This is a genomic window from Limnomicrobium aquaticum, from assembly GCF_040545545.1.
Lineage (GTDB): Bacteria > Pseudomonadota > Alphaproteobacteria > Rhizobiales > Rhizobiaceae > Ensifer_A > Ensifer_A aquaticum.
This window is the reverse complement of the sequence record NZ_JBEPMB010000014.1, coordinates 1-16,962: the sequence shown is the minus strand read 5'-3', so window position 1 is coordinate 16,962 and position 16,962 is coordinate 1. Positions and strand designations below refer to the sequence as shown.

Here is a 16,962-nt window from a genome sequence, read left to right as displayed (position 1 = left end):
TGTGCCCAAGTGCTGTGTCAGTGTCGGTGGAAGCCCGACCTGCGGAATTCCTTTCTATCTGCTAGGCGAACAGGTCCGGCACTGCAATTTCGAAATTGTTTGATTGGGCATTACATGAGGTAATATATCGCGGGTCCGCAGGCAGGTTAGAAAGGAGCGAACCAGTGACACGTACACGCCTCGACGCCGGGCGCCAGTCGATCCACGACGCTCGCAGCCGTATCGAGAAGGTCGCTCGACGCGGGCGAGGGTGCCGTCGGCCTTGCTGTGCGCAATGGCGTGCAAAGCCAGCCAAAAAGGTCGGCCGCACGCCTATCGCCTTCAATATGAAATGAAGGACAGTTTGGAAGGTGATCGTCCCCGCTGGATTGCTGGCACGAACACCACCGGCGTTCATCCCAACACTTCAAACGACCCAGGCGACACCTGCTTCCATCAGCCTGGCATCCAGGCCGAGGGCGGGATAGCGCTGGTGTATAACGCGTAGATCCGAATGCATCTCTTCGATGATCCAATCCCGCACACCACCGACCGAGGGATCGGAAAAACCTTCATTTGGAGAAATCAGGCAGCAGTTCCTCTTGGTCGCGACTATCTCTTCTTCGGAAGGGAGAAGCGAGCCGTTAACGAGGCAGGCAGATACTACGTTGAGCCAGCCGAGCGCGATGCCCTGGCCTTTGATGGCGGCTTGCACGACGACGCTATAGTCATCGAGTCGAAGGCGCGCCGGAGCGCGGTGCCGCTTGCTGGCCAAAGCAGGGAATTTATCTTGCCAGCCATATTCGCTGTCCCCCATCAAAAGCAGGGTGTCGAGCGCTGCGCCGCTTGAATCATGTTCAAGTTTCCTGCGATAATCGGGGCTGCAAACCGGCAGGAGAAGTTCGGGCATCACCACGGTGCGGTCTCTGAAGCGCTCATCATCGCGAAGAATTCCGATGCACAAATCGACATCGATAGTCGGCTCACCGACCCGGCCGGGGTTCAATTGAACACGAAGATCCACGTTTGGCAGCCGCGTTTTGAGTGCAGGAAGACGGGGCAGAAGCCAATAGGTGGTGAATGCAGTTGATGCGGAAAGGGTGACGGGTTTCAGTCCCGTGGCCCGGGCCTGGATCTGGTTTATGCCCGACTCGATGCTGCTGAATGCTTCGGTAATTCTCTGGTAGAGTATTTTGCCGTCTTCAGTGAGCTCTACGCCGCCCCTAACCCTGTCAAATAGCTTTATGCCCAGATGCCCTTCCATTCGGGCGAGCATGCGGCTTACTGCTGGCTGTGTAACGTACAGTTCCTCGGCAGCACGGGTCAGGTTGCCGCATCGCGCAGCAGCCTCGAAAAAGAAGAGTGCATTGCCGCTCGGCAGATCTCGTCTCAAGCTTCGCATAACATAGTGTTATAGTCTCAAGAGAGAAATGCAAGCTTGTTCAGGCGTTGGACGACCACGCATCGGGACTGAGGCCTATATTCGGATAGAGATTGTCGACGGCACGTAAATCGCTGTCGAACTCGGCGATGATCCACTCCGTGATCGCAGTGACGATCGGTCGAACAGGCTTCGCGCGGGAGCGGACCAACTGACACATCCGGCCGGTGCGCATGATCTGTTCACTTGCCGGGACAAGCGCACCGGTGCGCAGCCAATGGGAGACGGTATTCAGCCATCCGAGTGCAACGCCTTGACCGAGAAGTGCTGCTTGTACGACTATTGAATAGTCGGAAAAAATCATGGAAGTGGCGTTCTCCTGACCCTGGGCCGGAGCAAATACGCCTGACCAGTTCGGCTGCGCGTCGCTCAGATTGATCGTGGTGTCAGGCATCCGGTTGCGCCCCTCCTGGTCGAGGCCGTGTTCGCGGATGTAGCTGGGATTGCATACAGGAACCATGAGTTCCGGCATTATGAATGACGCATCAAGGCGTTCGTCCGGGCCGTTCATGAAGCGCATTCCGAGATCGACATCGTCAACTGGTCCCGCCAGCGCGACCATGACAAGCTGGTAGCGAAGGTCGACTGAGGGAAACCGTTTCTTGAATTCCGCCATTCGCGGCATCATCCAGTGCATGGTGAAGCTGGTGGAGACGGACATGGTGACCGTTTCGGTGCCGCGTCGACGGTCATCGATTTCCCGAAGTGCGCCTTCGATGCCGGCAAAGCCCCGGCTGATGGCATCGAACAGCAGCTGCCCCGATTCCGTGACCAGCACGCCACCCGCTTGCCGATAAAAGAGCGTCGTATCAATATGTTGTTCCAGTCGGGCAATCATACGGCTGACGGCTGCCGGCGTCACATTGAGTTCCTTGCCCGCGGCCGAAAAGCTTCCACATCTGGCCGCCGCCTCGAATGTGAAGAGACCGTTCATAGAAGGCAGATGTCTTTTGAGCTGATCCATTACATCATGTAACAATAAACAAAACTTTTTTTCAATTGCGATATGTTCATTTATTTGTTCTCTTCCGTATCAGGGAAGACACAAGATCTTCTGAAGAACGCGGGGAACGAGACAACGAAACTTGCGAAGGCATAGGGTGCCTGATCGGTCTTGTTGTTAAAGTTTCTACTAATCAAAGAATACATGGCCAGTCGATTGCTAGTGCCGCGTATGGTTTTTGTAGTGGAATCAAATGATTGAACAGAACCCTTCCGGGCGCGTTGGAGTATCCATTCGCGCTGCCAGCAAGACGTATGGCCGCTTCCAGGCGTTAGACAACGTGAGCCTGGAGGTCGCTCCCGGCGAGTTCGTGTCCATCCTCGGACCTTCTGGTTCGGGCAAAACGACTTTGCTGGGAATTTTGGGTGGATTTGTGCTCCCGACGTCGGGGAGCATTTTTCTCGGCGAACATGATATTACATTCGAGCCACCCCATAAGCGCGATATCGGAATCGTTTTCCAGAACTATGCACTTTTTCCCCACATGAGTGTGGGAGAGAACATTACCTTTCCTCTGCGTGCGCGCCGGCTGCCGAAATCTGGATGGGAAGAGAAGCTTGCCAAGACGCTTGATATGGTCGAGCTCGGCGGCTACGCGGACAGACGTATTCAGGAGTTGTCAGGCGGGCAGCGTCAACGGGTTGCTCTCGCGCGTGCGATCATCTTCGAGCCGCGGTTGATCCTGATGGACGAGCCGCTTTCGGCCCTCGACAAGCAGCTACGCGAAACGATGCAGATTGAGCTCAAGCGCCTGCACCGGCGGTTGGGTGCCACCATCATATACGTCACACACGATCAGCGCGAGGCGCTGACCATGAGCGACCGCGTGGCGATCATGAACAGGGGACGCTTCTCGCAGATCGATACGCCTGAAAAGCTCCATGACCGCCCTGCCAGCTCCTTCGTGGCGCGCTTCATCGGCGAAGCGACACTGCTGCCCGTAAAACGGATCGATGACCATACTGTTCTTCTGGGCGAGACGCCGCTGATTTCCGCGCACTGCATCCCGCACAATCTGAATCTCTATTTGACCATTCACGCCGAGAAGTTGGTGGTGGCTGGCGGTACAGGGGCTCCCACCGCCAATCTTCTGACCGGGACAGTGACCGAAACACTCTACCAGGGCGAAAGCATCAGCGTTTACCTCCGCTTGGCGTCCGGTGGCGATATCAGCTTCAGACTACCAACCAGTCATGCGGGCAGGCAGCTCCTCAAGGCTCCCGGCGAGGCCATGACGCTGGAGTTGCATCCCGAAGACACGATCGTCGTGGCGGACGACTTCTGAATCCTCTCATTCTCCAACGAAAAGGAAAAAGACTATGAAAATTAAAGAATTCAAAGTGATGACCTTTGATATCGTCGGTACATCGATCGATTTCGAGAGCGGCGTTCTCAACGCCGTTCGTGCTCTGGGCGGCGAAAAAGCCGCCAAGGCCACCGACGACGAAATCTTTGAGCCCTACCTGCGCGGCCGCGACAAGTTTCATGGCCGTTCTTCCTACGCTATGAAAGACGTGTACCTGTCGCTCGCGAACGAACTGGGCTTCAAGAATGACGAAGCTACAGCTGAAGCATTCCAGCTTGCCTGCCTGCGCTGGCCCGCCTTCTCGGATTCTGCCCAGGCGCTCGCCCGCCTGCGCAAAAATTTCCGTCTTGTGGCCATGACCAATGCCGATCGCACGGCCTTCTGCTCCTACTCGGACATTCTCGGCAATCCCTTCCACGACAGCGTCACCTACGACGAAACAGGTTGCGCGAAGCCGGATCCGCAGTTCTTTGCATTCAACATGGGTCGCCAGTCGGCGCACGGTTTCAAGCAGTCCGAAATCCTGCACGTTGCCCAAAGCCAGTATCACGACATCGGTATTGGCAAGGAACTCGGTTATGCAACCTGCTGGATTGAACGTCGTCAGGGCATGAATAGCTTCGGCGGCACCCCAACGCCGAAATCGCTGACCACGCCCGACTACCATTTCGTTTCCCTGAAGCAGCTTGCAGATGCGGTAGATGCCGAAATCGCTCAGAAAACGCAGATCTAAAACGCTGCCTAGAACGAAAGTAACAGCAATGACCGCTCTCCCCCCATTCCCTGATATCAGTTCGCTCTGGCAGGATACTGTCGCAAGCCGTCCTGTCTTTGGTATCCTGTCAGGCGGTCATCGCTACGACGTCGCCATTATCGGCGGCGGCTATACGGGGCTCAGCACTGCCCGCTACCTGCGGAGGTTGGGTCTATCCAGTGTGGTGCTGGAAGCAAGCCGTATCGGCTGGGGTGCGAGTGGCCGCAACGGTGGCGTGGTTTCGGGCAAATTCCGCACCGCCTTTTCCGAAATCGCCAGCCGCTACGACATCGAAACGGCGCGGCGGATGCATGATCTCGGCATCGAATCGATCGAGCATGTGGCGGAACTGGTCGGTGACTATGGTATTGCAAGCGCCGACTATAGACCGACGGGGTCGTTGCGCTGTGCGCACAACGCCGTCTCGATGGCCGCCGTTGAAAAGGAAGCCACCTGGCTGCGCACGGTGCTGGGTGATCACGCTTGCACGATACTTTCAGTAAAGCAGATCGAGGAGGAGACTGGCTCCCGCGATTTCGTCGGGGGTATGCTCAATACGCATGGTGGCGTCATCCATCCCCTGAATTTCGCGCTGGGAATAGCCTCGGGTCTGCAGGCTGGTGGTATCGACATTTTCGAGCAGACGCCGGTCACGGCACTGCGACGCGAGGGATCCGGCGTTCTTCTGGAAACTCCAGATGGCACAGTCAGCGCCGGGCAGGCGGTCATTGCCACGAACTCCTATTCCGATCTTACTTCTGCGACATCGCCGATACGCACGTCGATCATTCCATTCCGATCGGCAATGATCGCCACCGAGCCGCTTTCCGGCACGCCCGGTGCCGGATTGCTGGCACGCGGCCGCAGCTACACCGAGACCAGGCGCATGATGCGGTGGTTTCGCAAGTCGGGCGACCGGCTTCTCTATGGTGGTCGCGGCGCCTTCGGCAAGAAGGATTCTGAAAGTGCCTTCGCCGCACTCCATAAAGCGATGGTGCGGCAATTTCCCGAGCTTGACAGTGTGCGGGTAACGCATCGCTGGTCCGGACTGGTCGCCATGACCATGGACAGTCTTCCGCATGCCGGACGACTCGACGACCGTGTAGTCTACAGCGTCGGATACAATGGCACTGGCGTTGCACTGTCGTCATTGATGGGCAAATACGTGGCCGAAATGGTCTCTGGAAAAAAGCCGGATCTCGGCCTTGTCACTTCGGAACGTCTCAAGGCCGTTCCCTTCTATCCCATTCGTGAACCTGCAGTCCGGCTCGTGGCCGGCTGGTATCAGTTCCTGGATGCAATCGGGCGATAAGACCTAGCATGTCACGCATAAAAAGCAGTGTCCTAAATCCTGCCAAAAGAGGTGAACAAAAATGACTTTGAATGTTTCCACCCTCGTGCTCTCGACCTCGGTCGCCGCACTTTCAGCAGGCCTTGCATCGGCCGATCAGATCACGTTCGTTTCGCAAGGCGGCGCGTATCAGGAAGCCCAGACCAAGGCCATTCTGGACCCCGTCGCAAAGTTGCTTTCCATTACAGTCAACCAGGACAGCATTCCGGATGCATGGCCCGTCCTGAAGACACAGACCGCCGGTGGCAAGCCGACCTGGGACGTCATCGATACCCCGCCGCAAGACTGCATTCGCGGGGGCAAACAGGGTATGATCGAGCCCCTAGATTTCTCGAAGATACCGAATGCGGAAAAGATGCCTGCCGCCTACAAGAGCCCCTATTCTGTGGCTTATGAATTCTACTCGAGCGTTCTTGCCTATAACAAGGAAAAGTTCGGCAAAAACCCGCCAAAAAGTTGGGCGGACTTTTGGAATGTCAAGGATTTCCCGGGTACGCGGGCTCTGCGCAACCACCCGCTGGCAACCCTGGAAGCAGCCTTGCTGGCAGACGGTGTCCCCGCCGACAAGCTGTACCCGCTGGACGTCGACCGCGCCTTTAAGAAACTTGACGAAATCAAACCGTACGTGACGGTCTGGTGGTCGTCAGGCGCGCAGTCCGCCCAGCTTCTTGCCGACGGTGAAGTCGACATGGAAATGGCCTGGAACGGCCGTGTTGCCGCAGTCGCCAAGGAGGGTGCTCCAGTCACCTACACGTTCAATCAGGGTTTTCTGCAATACACTTCGCTTTGCATCCTGAAGGGCGCGCCCAATCTCGCCATTGCAGTTAAATTCATCAATGCCGCGATGACGCCGGAAATTCAGGCGAACTTCCCAGCCTATATCGACTACGGTCCAGGCAATCCTGAAGCATACAAGACTGGCAAGATTTCGCCAGAGCGCGCGGCGCAGATGCCCAGTTCGCCTGACAACGCTGCAAAGCAGGTTCTGATCGCGGAAGAGTGGTGGAGTTCGCCGGAAGGCGAAGCTGCTCAGAAGCGCTGGGCGAATTTCGTTCAAAAGTAATCCGCGTATCTGGAGAGCCACCGATGATGAGGTCGACAGCTAGCCCATCGCAACTTCACGAGCGCCGGGAACAGAGATTGATGCTGATGCTGATCGCACCAGCGCTGATCGTGGTCACATTGCTGCTTGTGATTCCGCTGCTGTGGCTGGCCTGGCAGTCGTTCTGGCAGGATGGCTCTCCAACGCTCATGCACTACCACCGGTTTCTGACCGATCCGATCTACTGGATGACCTTCTACCAGACGTTCAGGATTGCCTTCATCGTCACTGCCGCAGCGATTCTACTCGGATATCCCGTCGCCTATGTGGCGGCGGGAGCCTCCCCGCGCTGGAGCGTCGTGATCCTTTCCTTTGTCCTGCTACCGTTTTGGACCAGTGTACTGGTGCGTGCCTATGCCTGGCTCATTCTTCTGCAGCGAACGGGTATCGTCAATTCGGCACTAAGGGACGCCGGAATCATCGAAAACCCGCTGCCGCTGATCAACAACGAACTCGGCACGATTATCGCCACGGTCCATATCCTTCTGCCATTCATGGTGCTGCCGCTTTACGCCACCATGAAGAAAATCCCCCCGGAGCTTCCGATGGCTGGCTCGAGCCTTGGCGGATCCCCACTTCATGTCTTCCTGCGCGTCTTCCTGCCGCTTTCCCTGCCCGGTGTTATCGCCGGGATGGTACTGGTCTTCGTTCTGACGCTCGGGTTTTACATAACGCCTGAATTGCTCGGCGGCGGCCGTACCTATATGGTTTCCATGCTTGTTTCACGAAATATCCAGGAATACAGCGAATGGGGCGCTGCTTCGTCGATAAGCGTCGTCCTGATGCTGTGCGTCGGCCTGATTTTCAAACTGGCAAGCATGCTGATTCCCTTCGAACGCATTATGGGAACGAGGTGAACCATGCGCCCGGCCAAAATCCTTCTTTACGGTTTCGTCGCCCTTGTTCTCACCTGGTTGATAATTCCGGTCGTCATCACTGTTCCCATGTCATTTTCAGCCGCGCGTTTTCTGACCTTTCCGCCACCCGCGCTGTCGCTGCGCTGGTATGAAGCCTATCTGGGCAGTGATGCTTGGATGCAGGCGACTCGCGTCACTCTGATCGTGGCAGTTTCAAGTGCTGTGATCACGACGATGCTTGGCACCATGGCCGCATATGCGCTCAATATGACGTCTTCGCGACTGACCAGGGGCCTTCAGATTGTACTTTTGCTTCCGTTGGTCGTGCCGATCGTCATCACCGCCGTCGGCGTGTACCTCGTCTTTGTCCAGCTGGGGCTACTGGCGACGATGACCGGGCTCGTCCTTGCCAACATCATGCTTGGGCTGCCCTTTGTCATCACCTCAGTGCTCGTCGGCTTCCGCAAATTCGATGCGACGCAGGAGATGGTCTCACGCAGCCTCGGCATGAACCGCATCCGCACGTTCTTCATCGTCACACTTCCGCAAATCCGGCCCAGCGTTGTTTCCGGCATGCTGTTCGCCTTCATATCTGCAATCGACGAGACCGTGATTTCCCTGTTCATTTCCGGCGGCGCAAACCAGACGCTGACGAAACGCATGTTCACGGCTCTTCGCGACGAGATCGATCCGACCATCGCCGCGATCAGCACCCTTATGACCGCTATATCCTTCATTGCCGTGATCTTGGTCGCTGCCAGTTCTCGCAGAGCGGAACGTTCCAGAGGGGACGCCTGATGAAAGTCGATCATCTCATTCTCGGCGGCGGTTCGGCGGGTTGTGTTTTGGCGGCGCGCTTGTCGGAGGATCCTAAGCGCAATGTTGTGCTCGTCGAGGCCGGGCGCAACATTGGCAAGGATAACATTCCGGACGCGGTGCGAAGCCGCTATCCCGGTCGCGCCTATCTCGACACGAGAAATATCTGGATGCAACTCTCGGCAATGATGGGCACGCCACAATCCAACAGCGCGCCCCGTTCGCTCCGACGCTACGAGCAGGCGCGCATCCTGGGCGGCGGCTCCGCGATCAACGCTCTGATGGCCAATCGCGGTGCACCGTCCGACTACGAAGAATGGGTGGCGCTGGGTGCCGAGGGCTGGGACTGGCAGAGTTGCCTGCCGTATTTCCTCAAGATCGAGGCCGATCGCGACTTCGACGGCCCCTTGCATGGAAAGGACGGGCCGATTTGCGTGCGCAGGATCACGGACGACAGGATTTCCCCTTTCGTTGACCGCGTTATTAAGACACTTGACGCGGGTGGCCATCCCATTCGTGCCGACCAGAACGGAATTTGGGAGGACGGCAGCTTCCGGGGAGCCGTTGCAGTCAGCGATGCGGGCGAGCGTCAGCCGACTTCGCTCGCATATCTCACGCCCGAGGTGCGTCGCCGGCCGAATCTGAGCATTATCACGGACAGCATCGCGACCAGAATCCTGTTCGAGAACGGGCGCGCTATCGGCGCGGAGATCACGGGCGCGAGGTCACAGGTAATTGCGGCGTATGAGGTAATCGTCTCGTCTGGAGCGATCCATTCTCCGGCGCTGCTCCTGCGCTCAGGCCTCGGCCCGGCGGCCGATCTTCGCGCGCTCGGAATCGATGTGATTGCCGATCGTCCGGGAATTGGAAGGAACCTGATGGAGCACCCCTCGATCGCCGTCTCTGCGTATCTCCCCCCCAATGCCCGCGTTCACAACAGGTCCGAGCATCACGAAGAGGCAATATGGCGCTTCTCTTCCGGTCTGCAGGGAACACCTGCCGGCGATATGCACGCGGCCATTCTGTCCCGATCCGGATGGCATTCGGTCGGCCTGCGGATGGGAAGTCTCTTCTTCTGGGTCAACAAGTCCTATTCGCGCGGGTTCATGAAACTCAGGTCCGCCGAAGCGCATATCGAGCCCGATGTCGATTTCCAGTTGTTGTCGGATGAGCGCGATCTGCGTCGTCTCAAGCAGGCGTTGCGTCGCGGTGCGGAAGTCCTGTCGGACCCACTTATGGACGGGTATAGGGGCACGGTGTTTCCCGCGAGCTACACGCCGCGCGTGGGCAAGGTCGCGCAACCGGGGGCATGGAACGCACTTCAACGGGGACTTCTTTCCGGCCTGCTCGATACCGTCGGCCCCTTGCGCGCGGCCCTCATCCATTCGGTCGTGACACTCGGAACGACCATGGATGGACTTCTTTCCGACGATGTTGCACTGACGGAGTTCGTTCGCCGCCATGTGGGCGGAACTTGGCATCCCTCGGGTACGTGCCGAATGGGCGCAACGACCGATGTGATGGCGGTCACCTCGCCGACCGGCAGGGTACATGGGGTTGGGGGCCTGCGCGTCTGCGATGCATCGGTAATGCCGTCGATTCCCTGCGCGAACACTAATATGCCAACCATCATGATTGCTGAGCGGATAGCCGATTTCATCCGCAACGATGAATAGCCGGCACACCGGCGCGACCACGGAGACTACAATGAAGAATGCACTGAAGTTTTACATCGACGGCGAATGGGTCGATCCTGCCGGCTCGACCCGGCTTGATGTCATCGATCCTTCCACCGAGCAGCCGTTCACCGAAATCGCCATGGGCAACAGTGCCGACGCTGAACGGGCGATTGCCGCCGCCCGCGCCGCCTTTGCGACATTCTCGCTTTCCTCGCTTACGGAGAAGATCGACCTTCTGCAGCGCATTCTCGACATCCTCCTCCGCCGCAATGATGAGATCGGCGACATCATTTCAAAGGAAATGGGGGCTCCGGCTAAGATTGCGCGCAGCAGTCAAGCCTATATGGGCCTTGCCCATTTCCGCAAAGCCATCGAGGCTGCGCGGAGCTTCGAATTCGAATACATGCAAGGGACAACACGCATTCTGCGTGAGCCGGTGGGCGTGGTCGGCATGATCACGCCGTGGAACTGGCCTATGAATCAGATGGCCTGCAAGGTCGCCCCCGCTCTTGCAACCGGCTGCACGATGGTTCTCAAGCCTTCGGAAATCTCGCCGTTGAGCGGTATCATCTTTGCCGAAGTCCTCCATGAGGCCGGCGTTCCTAAGGGCGTGTTCAACCTGGTCAATGGCGACGGGCCTACCATCGGCGCCGTGCTTGCCAGCCATCCGGATGTCGACATGGTATCCTTCACCGGTTCGACGCGGGCAGGTATTTCTGTAGCGCTCGCCGCCGCCCCGACCGTCAAGCGGGTGCATCAGGAACTTGGCGGCAAGTCGCCCAACATCGTGTTGCGCAGCGCCGATTTCGCCGCAGCGGTTTCGGCCGGCGTACGCAAGTGTTTCGACAATTCGGGGCAGTCCTGCAACGCTCCGACACGAATGCTCGTGCCGGCGGAGCGCATGGATGACGCGATTGCGGCCGCAGTCGCAACCGCAGATGCTTTCGTGGTCGGAGCACCTTTTGAAGTCGACACCGATATCGGTCCGGTGGTGAGTCTTATGCATTTCGAAAAGATCCAGGCCCTGATTCAGAAGGGGATTGACGAAGGTGCAGAACTTGTCGCGGGCGGGCCCGGTCGCCCTGCGCATCTCAACGCCGGATACTATGTACGTCCGACAGTTTTCGCACGCGTTACCAATGACATGACCGTTGCCCGCGAGGAAATCTTCGGTCCGGTACTGACGATTCTGGGATACGAAACAGATGACGAGGCCGTGGCTATCGCGAACGATACGCCGTACGGCCTTGCTGCCTATATCCAGGGAGAAGCCGAGGATGCGCGCGCGGTCGCGCGAAAGCTGCGTGCTGGGCAAGTTCGTATCAACAGTTCGGCCTGGGACGGGGCTGCGCCTTTCGGTGGTTACAAGCAGTCCGGCAACGGCCGCGAATACGGCAAGTTCGGGCTGGAGGAGTTCACCGAGATCAAGGGCGTTGTCGGCTACGGTGAATAGCCATTTTCCGGCAGCTAGGAATTGGAGATGCTGCCTCTGAAAGAACTTATCCTGCTGCCCGGACCTGCGATCCTGGCTGTTCCGCTACTGTCTGGAGTTTAGGCAACGACGTAGCGGACGCAATTCTGTAAACTGACGGAGACATGCACCATGTCCAATATGATCGTATTCAATCTGGAAAGCCTTGGCGTCCCGCACGCGAGCAAGTGCCCACCGGAACGTCTCGTCGAGGTCGATCCATCCTATAAGTCGTGGGAGCAGGACAACGTCAATGACGGGAGCATCCGCTGCGGCATATGGGAAGCGACGCCCGGCTCCCATCGCTCCGTCAGGGGCGAGAGTTGGGAGCATTGCACGCCTCTGTCCGGAGTCATGGATCTCATTGAGGACGGAAAGGAGCCGCGCCGTCTGAAGGCAGGCGATACTTTCGTGATGCGCCCGGGCTTTGTCGGAACCTGGCGTTCGATCAAAACCGTCCGCAAGCTCTGGGTGATCGTTTCGTCGCCAGAGGCAGGTTGAACACAGGTCCGGGAAACCTTCTGGCGCGGGCGAAGTGCGAAAACACACCCAACCGCAAGGCCGATCGAGGACTTGGAGGGAAACCGAGCTTGTCGAGCTTTACCCCACAATTTAGGAAAGCAACATGACGCCGTCATTCGCGGGATCACAGGGAGGCCTGGCTTCGACTTGGAATATCACCAGCCTCGAAGAGGCCGAACACATCAGTGAGACCCGCTTCGGCATCATCGGCAAGGCGACGCGGTTTGCAACCGAGAAGGACGATACGTTCCGCATCGTTTCTGCTTCGGGCGAAAGCCATGTGCTGAAAATCGCTAATCCAGACGAGGCATGGGAAGAAGTTTCCTTCCAGGTCGAGTTGCTCAATCACATACTCGTCCAAGATCCCGGCATGCCGGTGCCAAGGGTTGGAGTCGATCGGCAGGGACTGCAGATCAGCCCGCTGCAATTCGACGGCGGCGTCGTACGCTTCGCAAGAATGCTGACCTACATGGAAGGTACTCCGCTTGATCAACTGGTCACGGTTCCCTCCGAACGGCGAAAAGTGGGCCTGATCCTCGGCCGATTGCGTCACGCCACCGCCGGATTCGGACATTCCGGGGATTCGCGAGTACTGGCCTGGGACGTCCAGCATCTTCCGGGGCTTGAGAGGCTGCTCGTCCAAATTGCCGACAATGGCAGGCGCGCGATGCTTGAAGAAGGGTTTGCCCGCTTTTCCACATTGATCGAGCGGATTGCAAACTCTCGTCAGCAAGTCTTGCATAATGATTTCAGCAGATCCAACATTGTCGTTGACAAGGCTTCCGGCGACTATGTCACCGGCATCATCGACTTCGGGGATTCCGTGCGGACGGCCATTGCGATCGACGTTTCGACTGCATTGCTCAACCAGTTGCCTACCGTTGCGGCGCCGGACCTTTTCTTGGAAGGACGTGATTTGCTGGACGGCTATCTGGAGGTCGCCGACCTGACGGACGACGAACTGACGCTTGTGCCGCATCTCGTCATGGGGCGCATCATCGCAAGGGCGTTGCTGACCACGTGGCGCGCGAGCATTCTACCGGACAACTCGACTTATATTCTCAGAAACACCGAACAGGGATGGAGCCAGCTCGGCTGGTTTCTTGACAGGAGCTTTGACGAAGTGTCGGAAGCGCTGGTTCGCAAACGCAATTGGCAGAGGTAAAGCACATGAGCAACACAGTCGGAAAACGCCGCGGAAAAATGGTCAACGGTTTTGACCCTTCAAAAGCCGAAAACCTCACGGAAGAATCGATGCGCATGATCGACCGCCGGGCAAAGGCTCTCGGCCCGGCCTACCGCCTGTTCTACAGCAACCCGGTCGAGGTCAAGAGTGCCAGGGGCGTTTTGCTTTACGACAGCCGGGGCGACGAATATCTCGATGCCTACAACAATGTCGTCTCAGTCGGACATTCCCATCCGCGCGTGGTCGAGGCCATCACCCGGCAGCTCGGCACGCTCTGCACACATACGCGATACCTGCAGAACGGCATTGTCGAATATGCCGAAAGCCTGCTGCCGACCTTCACCGACAACATCAAGCATGTGATGTTTACCTGCACCGGTTCAGAAGCGAACGATCTCGCGATGCGGATCGCCCAATATCACACTGGCAAGAGCGGCATCATCGTCACTTCGGAAGCCTATCATGGGAACTCCCACCTGACGGCTGGCTTCTCTCCGTCACTTGGGGAAAATTCTCCGCTCGGCACATGGGTTCGCCGCGTTCCCGCACCCGATTCCTACCGCCGCGACCCCGCAGACCTCGGGCTTTGGCTGGCGGGCGAAGTAGCCCGCCAGATCGAGGATCTCGAACGTCGAGGACAAGGAGTGGCGGCCTTCATTGCAGATTCCCTATTCTCATCCGACGGTATCTATTCCGAACCGACCAATCTGCTCGGTCCGGTGGCGGAAGTGGTCCGCAAGGCCGGCGGGTTGTTCGTCGCGGACGAGGTTCAGTCTGGTTTTGCGCGAAGCGGCACTCATTTCTGGGGGTACGCACGTCATGGCATCAGACCAGATATCATCACCATGGGTAAGCCGATGGGCAATGGCTACCCGGTTGCGGGTGTCGCCGTGGCGCCCGACGTCATTGAAAGCTTCGGTAACGATCAACGTTATTTCAATACGTTCGGGGGGAACAGTGTGGCTATGGCCGCCGCGCAGGCGACATTCGAAGTGATCCGCGACGAGTGCCTTCAACAGAACTCCGAACGCGTTGGGTTCATTATCAAGCAGGGGCTTACCGACCTGATGGACAAATTCGACTTCATTGGCGATGTCCGAGGATCCGGCCTTTACATCGGGGTCGAACTGGTTGAGGAGAGGGCGCAGAAGACACCGAGCAGCTCGCGCGCGCTCCAGGTCGTCAATGCGCTGCGTGAGCGTCGGGTGCTGATTTCCGCCACGGGGTTCCACTCCAACACGCTCAAAATCCGGCCGCCGCTGGTCTTTGCCGAAGCACACGCCGACCGCCTTCTTACTGAGATCGAAGCGGTCTTCCGGACATGTTTTGGTGGATCGAAATAGGGACGTCCTGCTTTGCAAAGCAGGAATGTCACACGCCCCGGCAAGCTCCCGGTGAGGGACAATTTGCTCGGTTGACGCGAATATTGGGAGTCCTGAGCCTCAGGACCAATTAATTTCGGTTGCGATGCGATTCAGGCTCTCCTGAAAGGATGCTGTCATAGTTTATTTGTCTCTGCTGAGCGAGCGCAAGATTGCGCGAATTCCGCCGCAACTTCTAATCGTACTGCCATGCTGCCTCTTGGTGGAGCCACGTCGATGCTGAACGTGGCAGCATGGCTCTTCACCATAGGGAACTCAGAACTTTGAAGGTTGAAGCTGAGGCAGGGTGGCCCGAAAAAGCTTGGAAGAAAGAACTTGGCCCCGCCGAAGCCGATCAGTTGACCCCGGCGCGGTCGCAATGGCGGCAGGAATACTTGAACCGGACGTTCTGTCGGGCCTTTGACCTCGATATGAAGCTGCTCTGTAACGGCTTCGCCTACCCGTCTATTTGCTCGTGGCGTGAAGCGAGATTATCTCTCGGGATCAAATAGGTAGCAGTTTTTGCATTCCGCCCGCCCGATCGGAGTTCGGGACCGCCTCTATTTCACCAAATCTGAAAAGTGATGCAGTGAAATCTGCCAATCGCCTGCGCCATTCTCGATAACGAAGGAAGTACGCACACGGTTCTTTACTACCGAACCGTCGTGATAGTAATTGATGATATCGCCAAAGCCTTGGGCCGCGAACGCAGTCTCGCTGAGAGGCCGCGTTTTTTGATCGACCAATGTCAATCTCACCCGTTTGAGGGTTATCTGATAGCTTCCGAAATACTCCTCGATTTCTGAGCGCCCAATGTAAAGTCTGGGCAGGAGCCCGAAAAACAGTGCGTCGGACGAGTAGATTCGAGCGAGCGCCTTTATATCCCACTTATCGGAAGCCTCGTTCCAACGTTGCTCAATACGATTTAGTGCAGCCTCATGCATCGCTTCTCTACTTTCGGGCACTTGCGTGCGGCCACTCCCCCAATGGTTTCACAAGGTGGGTCGCGATCGCAATTTGATGTGGCGGATGGTTTGGATTTCCCCACGGTCGGCGGCTTTCGCCGACCGTGGCTTTGACCGGGCTCTAGTCGTAATGTTCCGCGGGAGCCTTTTTAAAAGTATTCCAGGTCTCCATGTCATGACCGGGCACGACGATCGCGCTTTCCTTCTCTGCTACACGCCGTAGTCTCCTGACCGAAGCGGCAGCTTCTTGCGCGGAGGTTAGCGCGCCGGGAAGGCATTTTTCGTTCCAGTGATCCATTGTGTACGCCGCGTCGATTGCAAGAAGGATAGACCCGCTATTTGGCAATCGCACCATGATGGACTGGTGGCCCGGCGTATGACCGGGCGACAGGAATGTTTGCACACTGCCATCACCAAAGACGTCGTACTGGTCTTCATTTTCCATCACATCCCAGGTGATTCCGTCCTTGGTCAGATCTTTCTGGATATAGCCGCCCTTCATGAACCAGTCTGCAGCGAACGCCCATTCAATCTCGCGCCGCTGCACCAGATGGCGCGCCTTTGGGAAGTTCCCGCAGGCGCCGGAATGGTCTAGGTGCAAGTGTGAGTGCAGCACGAACTTGATGTCATCGGGTTTCATTCCGATCTTCGCGAGCTGGTTCACGCATCCTTCTTCTGGATCCATAATTGGGTAATACATCTTTGTTGTTTCTCCCCACCAGCCCTCAGGGTCGTGCGCAGCCTCCACCGCCGTGCCGCCATCGATGACGATGTTTCCTTTGGGATGAACGATCAGATACCAGGGAATTGGCGTGAAGAAATCATCTTGACCATGGCCAAGCTTGATATCGACTTCCTTTTGTCTGATCTGTCCGGTCTGAAACATGTAGAGCTTGATATCGGTGCTCATCGGCCTTCCTCCGTTGCATTAAGTTTGAGCTGTACTGTCAGTTCGCGCGATTTCCCGCTCAAGGTCACGGCGAGCAGGTCGTCATAGGTCCAGTTTTTCTTCGGCGCCTCAACCACGCAGTGACCATCGTGGATGACCATGATCCTGTCGGCAAGCGCGAGGGTCTGAGAGCGGCGGTGCAAAAACCTACCACGGTAGCGGCGGGATAGTCCCGCTTCGGGCGGCGTAAAAGTCGGCCACCTATTTACCTTCTGCGACG

At 57.4% G+C, this 16,962-nt stretch carries 16 protein-coding genes; 11 read left to right on the top strand and 5 right to left on the bottom strand.

The window, feature by feature from the left end; all coding sequences use genetic code 11:
• Window positions 1-406: 406 nt before the first annotated feature.
• Both ABID16_RS22625 and ABID16_RS22620 read right to left on the bottom strand, forming a co-directional pair.
• Window positions 407-1,372: a LysR family transcriptional regulator gene (locus tag ABID16_RS22625; protein WP_354558647.1), complete on the bottom strand. Its 966-nt coding sequence runs from the start codon at window positions 1,370-1,372 to the stop codon at window positions 407-409.
• Window positions 1,373-1,421: 49 nt separating this feature from the next.
• Window positions 1,422-2,384 (bottom strand): LysR family transcriptional regulator, encoded by a 963-nt coding sequence (locus ABID16_RS22620; protein WP_354558646.1) that lies wholly within the window; start codon window positions 2,382-2,384, stop codon window positions 1,422-1,424.
• A gap of 232 nt (window positions 2,385-2,616) precedes the next feature.
• On the opposite strand from ABID16_RS22620, the gene ABID16_RS22615 reads away from it, so the two are divergent.
• The 11 genes from ABID16_RS22615 to ABID16_RS22565 all read left to right on the top strand — a co-directional run bounded on the left by ABID16_RS22615 (window position 2,617) and on the right by ABID16_RS22565 (window position 14,810).
• Window positions 2,617-3,708, top strand: a complete 1,092-nt coding sequence (locus ABID16_RS22615; protein WP_354558645.1) for an ABC transporter ATP-binding protein — start codon at window positions 2,617-2,619, stop codon at window positions 3,706-3,708.
• Between the two features lie 34 nt (window positions 3,709-3,742).
• Window positions 3,743-4,462 (top strand): HAD-IA family hydrolase, encoded by a 720-nt coding sequence (locus ABID16_RS22610; protein WP_354558644.1) that lies wholly within the window; start codon window positions 3,743-3,745, stop codon window positions 4,460-4,462.
• 28 nt (window positions 4,463-4,490) lie between these two features.
• Window positions 4,491-5,795: an NAD(P)/FAD-dependent oxidoreductase gene (locus ABID16_RS22605; protein ID WP_354558643.1), complete on the top strand. Its 1,305-nt coding sequence runs from the start codon at window positions 4,491-4,493 to the stop codon at window positions 5,793-5,795.
• A gap of 61 nt (window positions 5,796-5,856) precedes the next feature.
• On the top strand, window positions 5,857-6,897 hold the full coding sequence (locus tag ABID16_RS22600) for an ABC transporter substrate-binding protein (protein WP_354558642.1): 1,041 nt from the start codon (window positions 5,857-5,859) through the stop codon (window positions 6,895-6,897).
• 23 nt (window positions 6,898-6,920) lie between these two features.
• Window positions 6,921-7,793, top strand: a complete 873-nt coding sequence (locus tag ABID16_RS22595) for an ABC transporter permease (RefSeq protein ID WP_354558641.1) — start codon at window positions 6,921-6,923, stop codon at window positions 7,791-7,793.
• A 3-nt stretch (window positions 7,794-7,796) separates the two neighbouring features.
• Window positions 7,797-8,591, top strand: coding sequence for an ABC transporter permease (locus tag ABID16_RS22590; RefSeq protein WP_354558640.1), 795 nt, complete (start codon window positions 7,797-7,799; stop codon window positions 8,589-8,591).
• On the top strand, window positions 8,591-10,285 hold the full coding sequence (locus tag ABID16_RS22585) for a GMC family oxidoreductase (RefSeq protein ID WP_354558639.1): 1,695 nt from the start codon (window positions 8,591-8,593) through the stop codon (window positions 10,283-10,285). The genes ABID16_RS22590 and ABID16_RS22585 overlap by 1 nt, the downstream gene beginning before the upstream one ends.
• Window positions 10,286-10,316: 31 nt before the next feature.
• On the top strand, window positions 10,317-11,741 hold the full coding sequence (locus ABID16_RS22580) for an aldehyde dehydrogenase family protein (protein WP_354558638.1): 1,425 nt from the start codon (window positions 10,317-10,319) through the stop codon (window positions 11,739-11,741).
• A 150-nt stretch (window positions 11,742-11,891) separates the two neighbouring features.
• Window positions 11,892-12,260, top strand: coding sequence for a cupin domain-containing protein (locus ABID16_RS22575; protein WP_354558637.1), 369 nt, complete (start codon window positions 11,892-11,894; stop codon window positions 12,258-12,260).
• A 124-nt stretch (window positions 12,261-12,384) separates the two neighbouring features.
• Window positions 12,385-13,446: a phosphotransferase gene (locus ABID16_RS22570; RefSeq protein WP_354558636.1), complete on the top strand. Its 1,062-nt coding sequence runs from the start codon at window positions 12,385-12,387 to the stop codon at window positions 13,444-13,446.
• Between the two features lie 5 nt (window positions 13,447-13,451).
• Window positions 13,452-14,810 carry an aspartate aminotransferase family protein gene (locus ABID16_RS22565; protein ID WP_435532468.1) on the top strand — a complete coding sequence of 453 codons (1,359 nt, stop codon included), beginning with the start codon at window positions 13,452-13,454 and terminating at the stop codon, window positions 14,808-14,810.
• 578 nt (window positions 14,811-15,388) lie between these two features.
• Here the strand turns inward: ABID16_RS22565 and ABID16_RS22560 are convergent.
• The 3 genes from ABID16_RS22560 to ABID16_RS22550 form a co-directional block, all read right to left on the bottom strand.
• Window positions 15,389-15,772, bottom strand: coding sequence for a YybH family protein (locus ABID16_RS22560; RefSeq protein ID WP_354558635.1), 384 nt, complete (start codon window positions 15,770-15,772; stop codon window positions 15,389-15,391).
• 142 nt (window positions 15,773-15,914) lie between these two features.
• Window positions 15,915-16,703 (bottom strand): AttM family quorum-quenching N-acyl homoserine lactonase, encoded by a 789-nt coding sequence (gene attM, locus ABID16_RS22555; protein WP_354558634.1) that lies wholly within the window; start codon window positions 16,701-16,703, stop codon window positions 15,915-15,917.
• The coding region (locus ABID16_RS22550; protein ID WP_354558633.1) for a hypothetical protein at window positions 16,700-16,962 on the bottom strand (263 nt) is incomplete at its 5' end. The genes ABID16_RS22550 and attM, both read right to left, overlap by 4 nt.

What these genes read in the sequence shown, in the direction of transcription:
- ABID16_RS22620 (WP_354558646.1), bottom strand. Translation starts at nt 2,384, where the DNA reads ATGGATCAGCTCAAAAGACATCTGCCTTCTATGAACGGTCTCTTCACA.
- ABID16_RS22615 (WP_354558645.1), top strand. Translation starts at nt 2,617, where the DNA reads ATGATTGAACAGAACCCTTCCGGGCGCGTTGGAGTATCCATTCGCGCT.
- ABID16_RS22610 (WP_354558644.1), top strand. Translation starts at nt 3,743, where the DNA reads ATGAAAATTAAAGAATTCAAAGTGATGACCTTTGATATCGTCGGTACA.
- ABID16_RS22605 (WP_354558643.1), top strand. Translation starts at nt 4,491, where the DNA reads ATGACCGCTCTCCCCCCATTCCCTGATATCAGTTCGCTCTGGCAGGAT.
- ABID16_RS22600 (WP_354558642.1), top strand. Translation starts at nt 5,857, where the DNA reads ATGACTTTGAATGTTTCCACCCTCGTGCTCTCGACCTCGGTCGCCGCA.
- ABID16_RS22595 (WP_354558641.1), top strand. Translation starts at nt 6,921, where the DNA reads ATGATGAGGTCGACAGCTAGCCCATCGCAACTTCACGAGCGCCGGGAA.
- ABID16_RS22590 (WP_354558640.1), top strand. Translation starts at nt 7,797, where the DNA reads ATGCGCCCGGCCAAAATCCTTCTTTACGGTTTCGTCGCCCTTGTTCTC.
- ABID16_RS22585 (WP_354558639.1), top strand. Translation starts at nt 8,591, where the DNA reads ATGAAAGTCGATCATCTCATTCTCGGCGGCGGTTCGGCGGGTTGTGTT.
- ABID16_RS22580 (WP_354558638.1), top strand. Translation starts at nt 10,317, where the DNA reads ATGAAGAATGCACTGAAGTTTTACATCGACGGCGAATGGGTCGATCCT.
- ABID16_RS22575 (WP_354558637.1), top strand. Translation starts at nt 11,892, where the DNA reads ATGTCCAATATGATCGTATTCAATCTGGAAAGCCTTGGCGTCCCGCAC.
- ABID16_RS22570 (WP_354558636.1), top strand. Translation starts at nt 12,385, where the DNA reads ATGACGCCGTCATTCGCGGGATCACAGGGAGGCCTGGCTTCGACTTGG.
- ABID16_RS22565 (WP_435532468.1), top strand. Translation starts at nt 13,452, where the DNA reads ATGAGCAACACAGTCGGAAAACGCCGCGGAAAAATGGTCAACGGTTTT.
- ABID16_RS22560 (WP_354558635.1), bottom strand. Translation starts at nt 15,772, where the DNA reads ATGCATGAGGCTGCACTAAATCGTATTGAGCAACGTTGGAACGAGGCT.
- attM (WP_354558634.1), bottom strand. Translation starts at nt 16,703, where the DNA reads ATGAGCACCGATATCAAGCTCTACATGTTTCAGACCGGACAGATCAGA.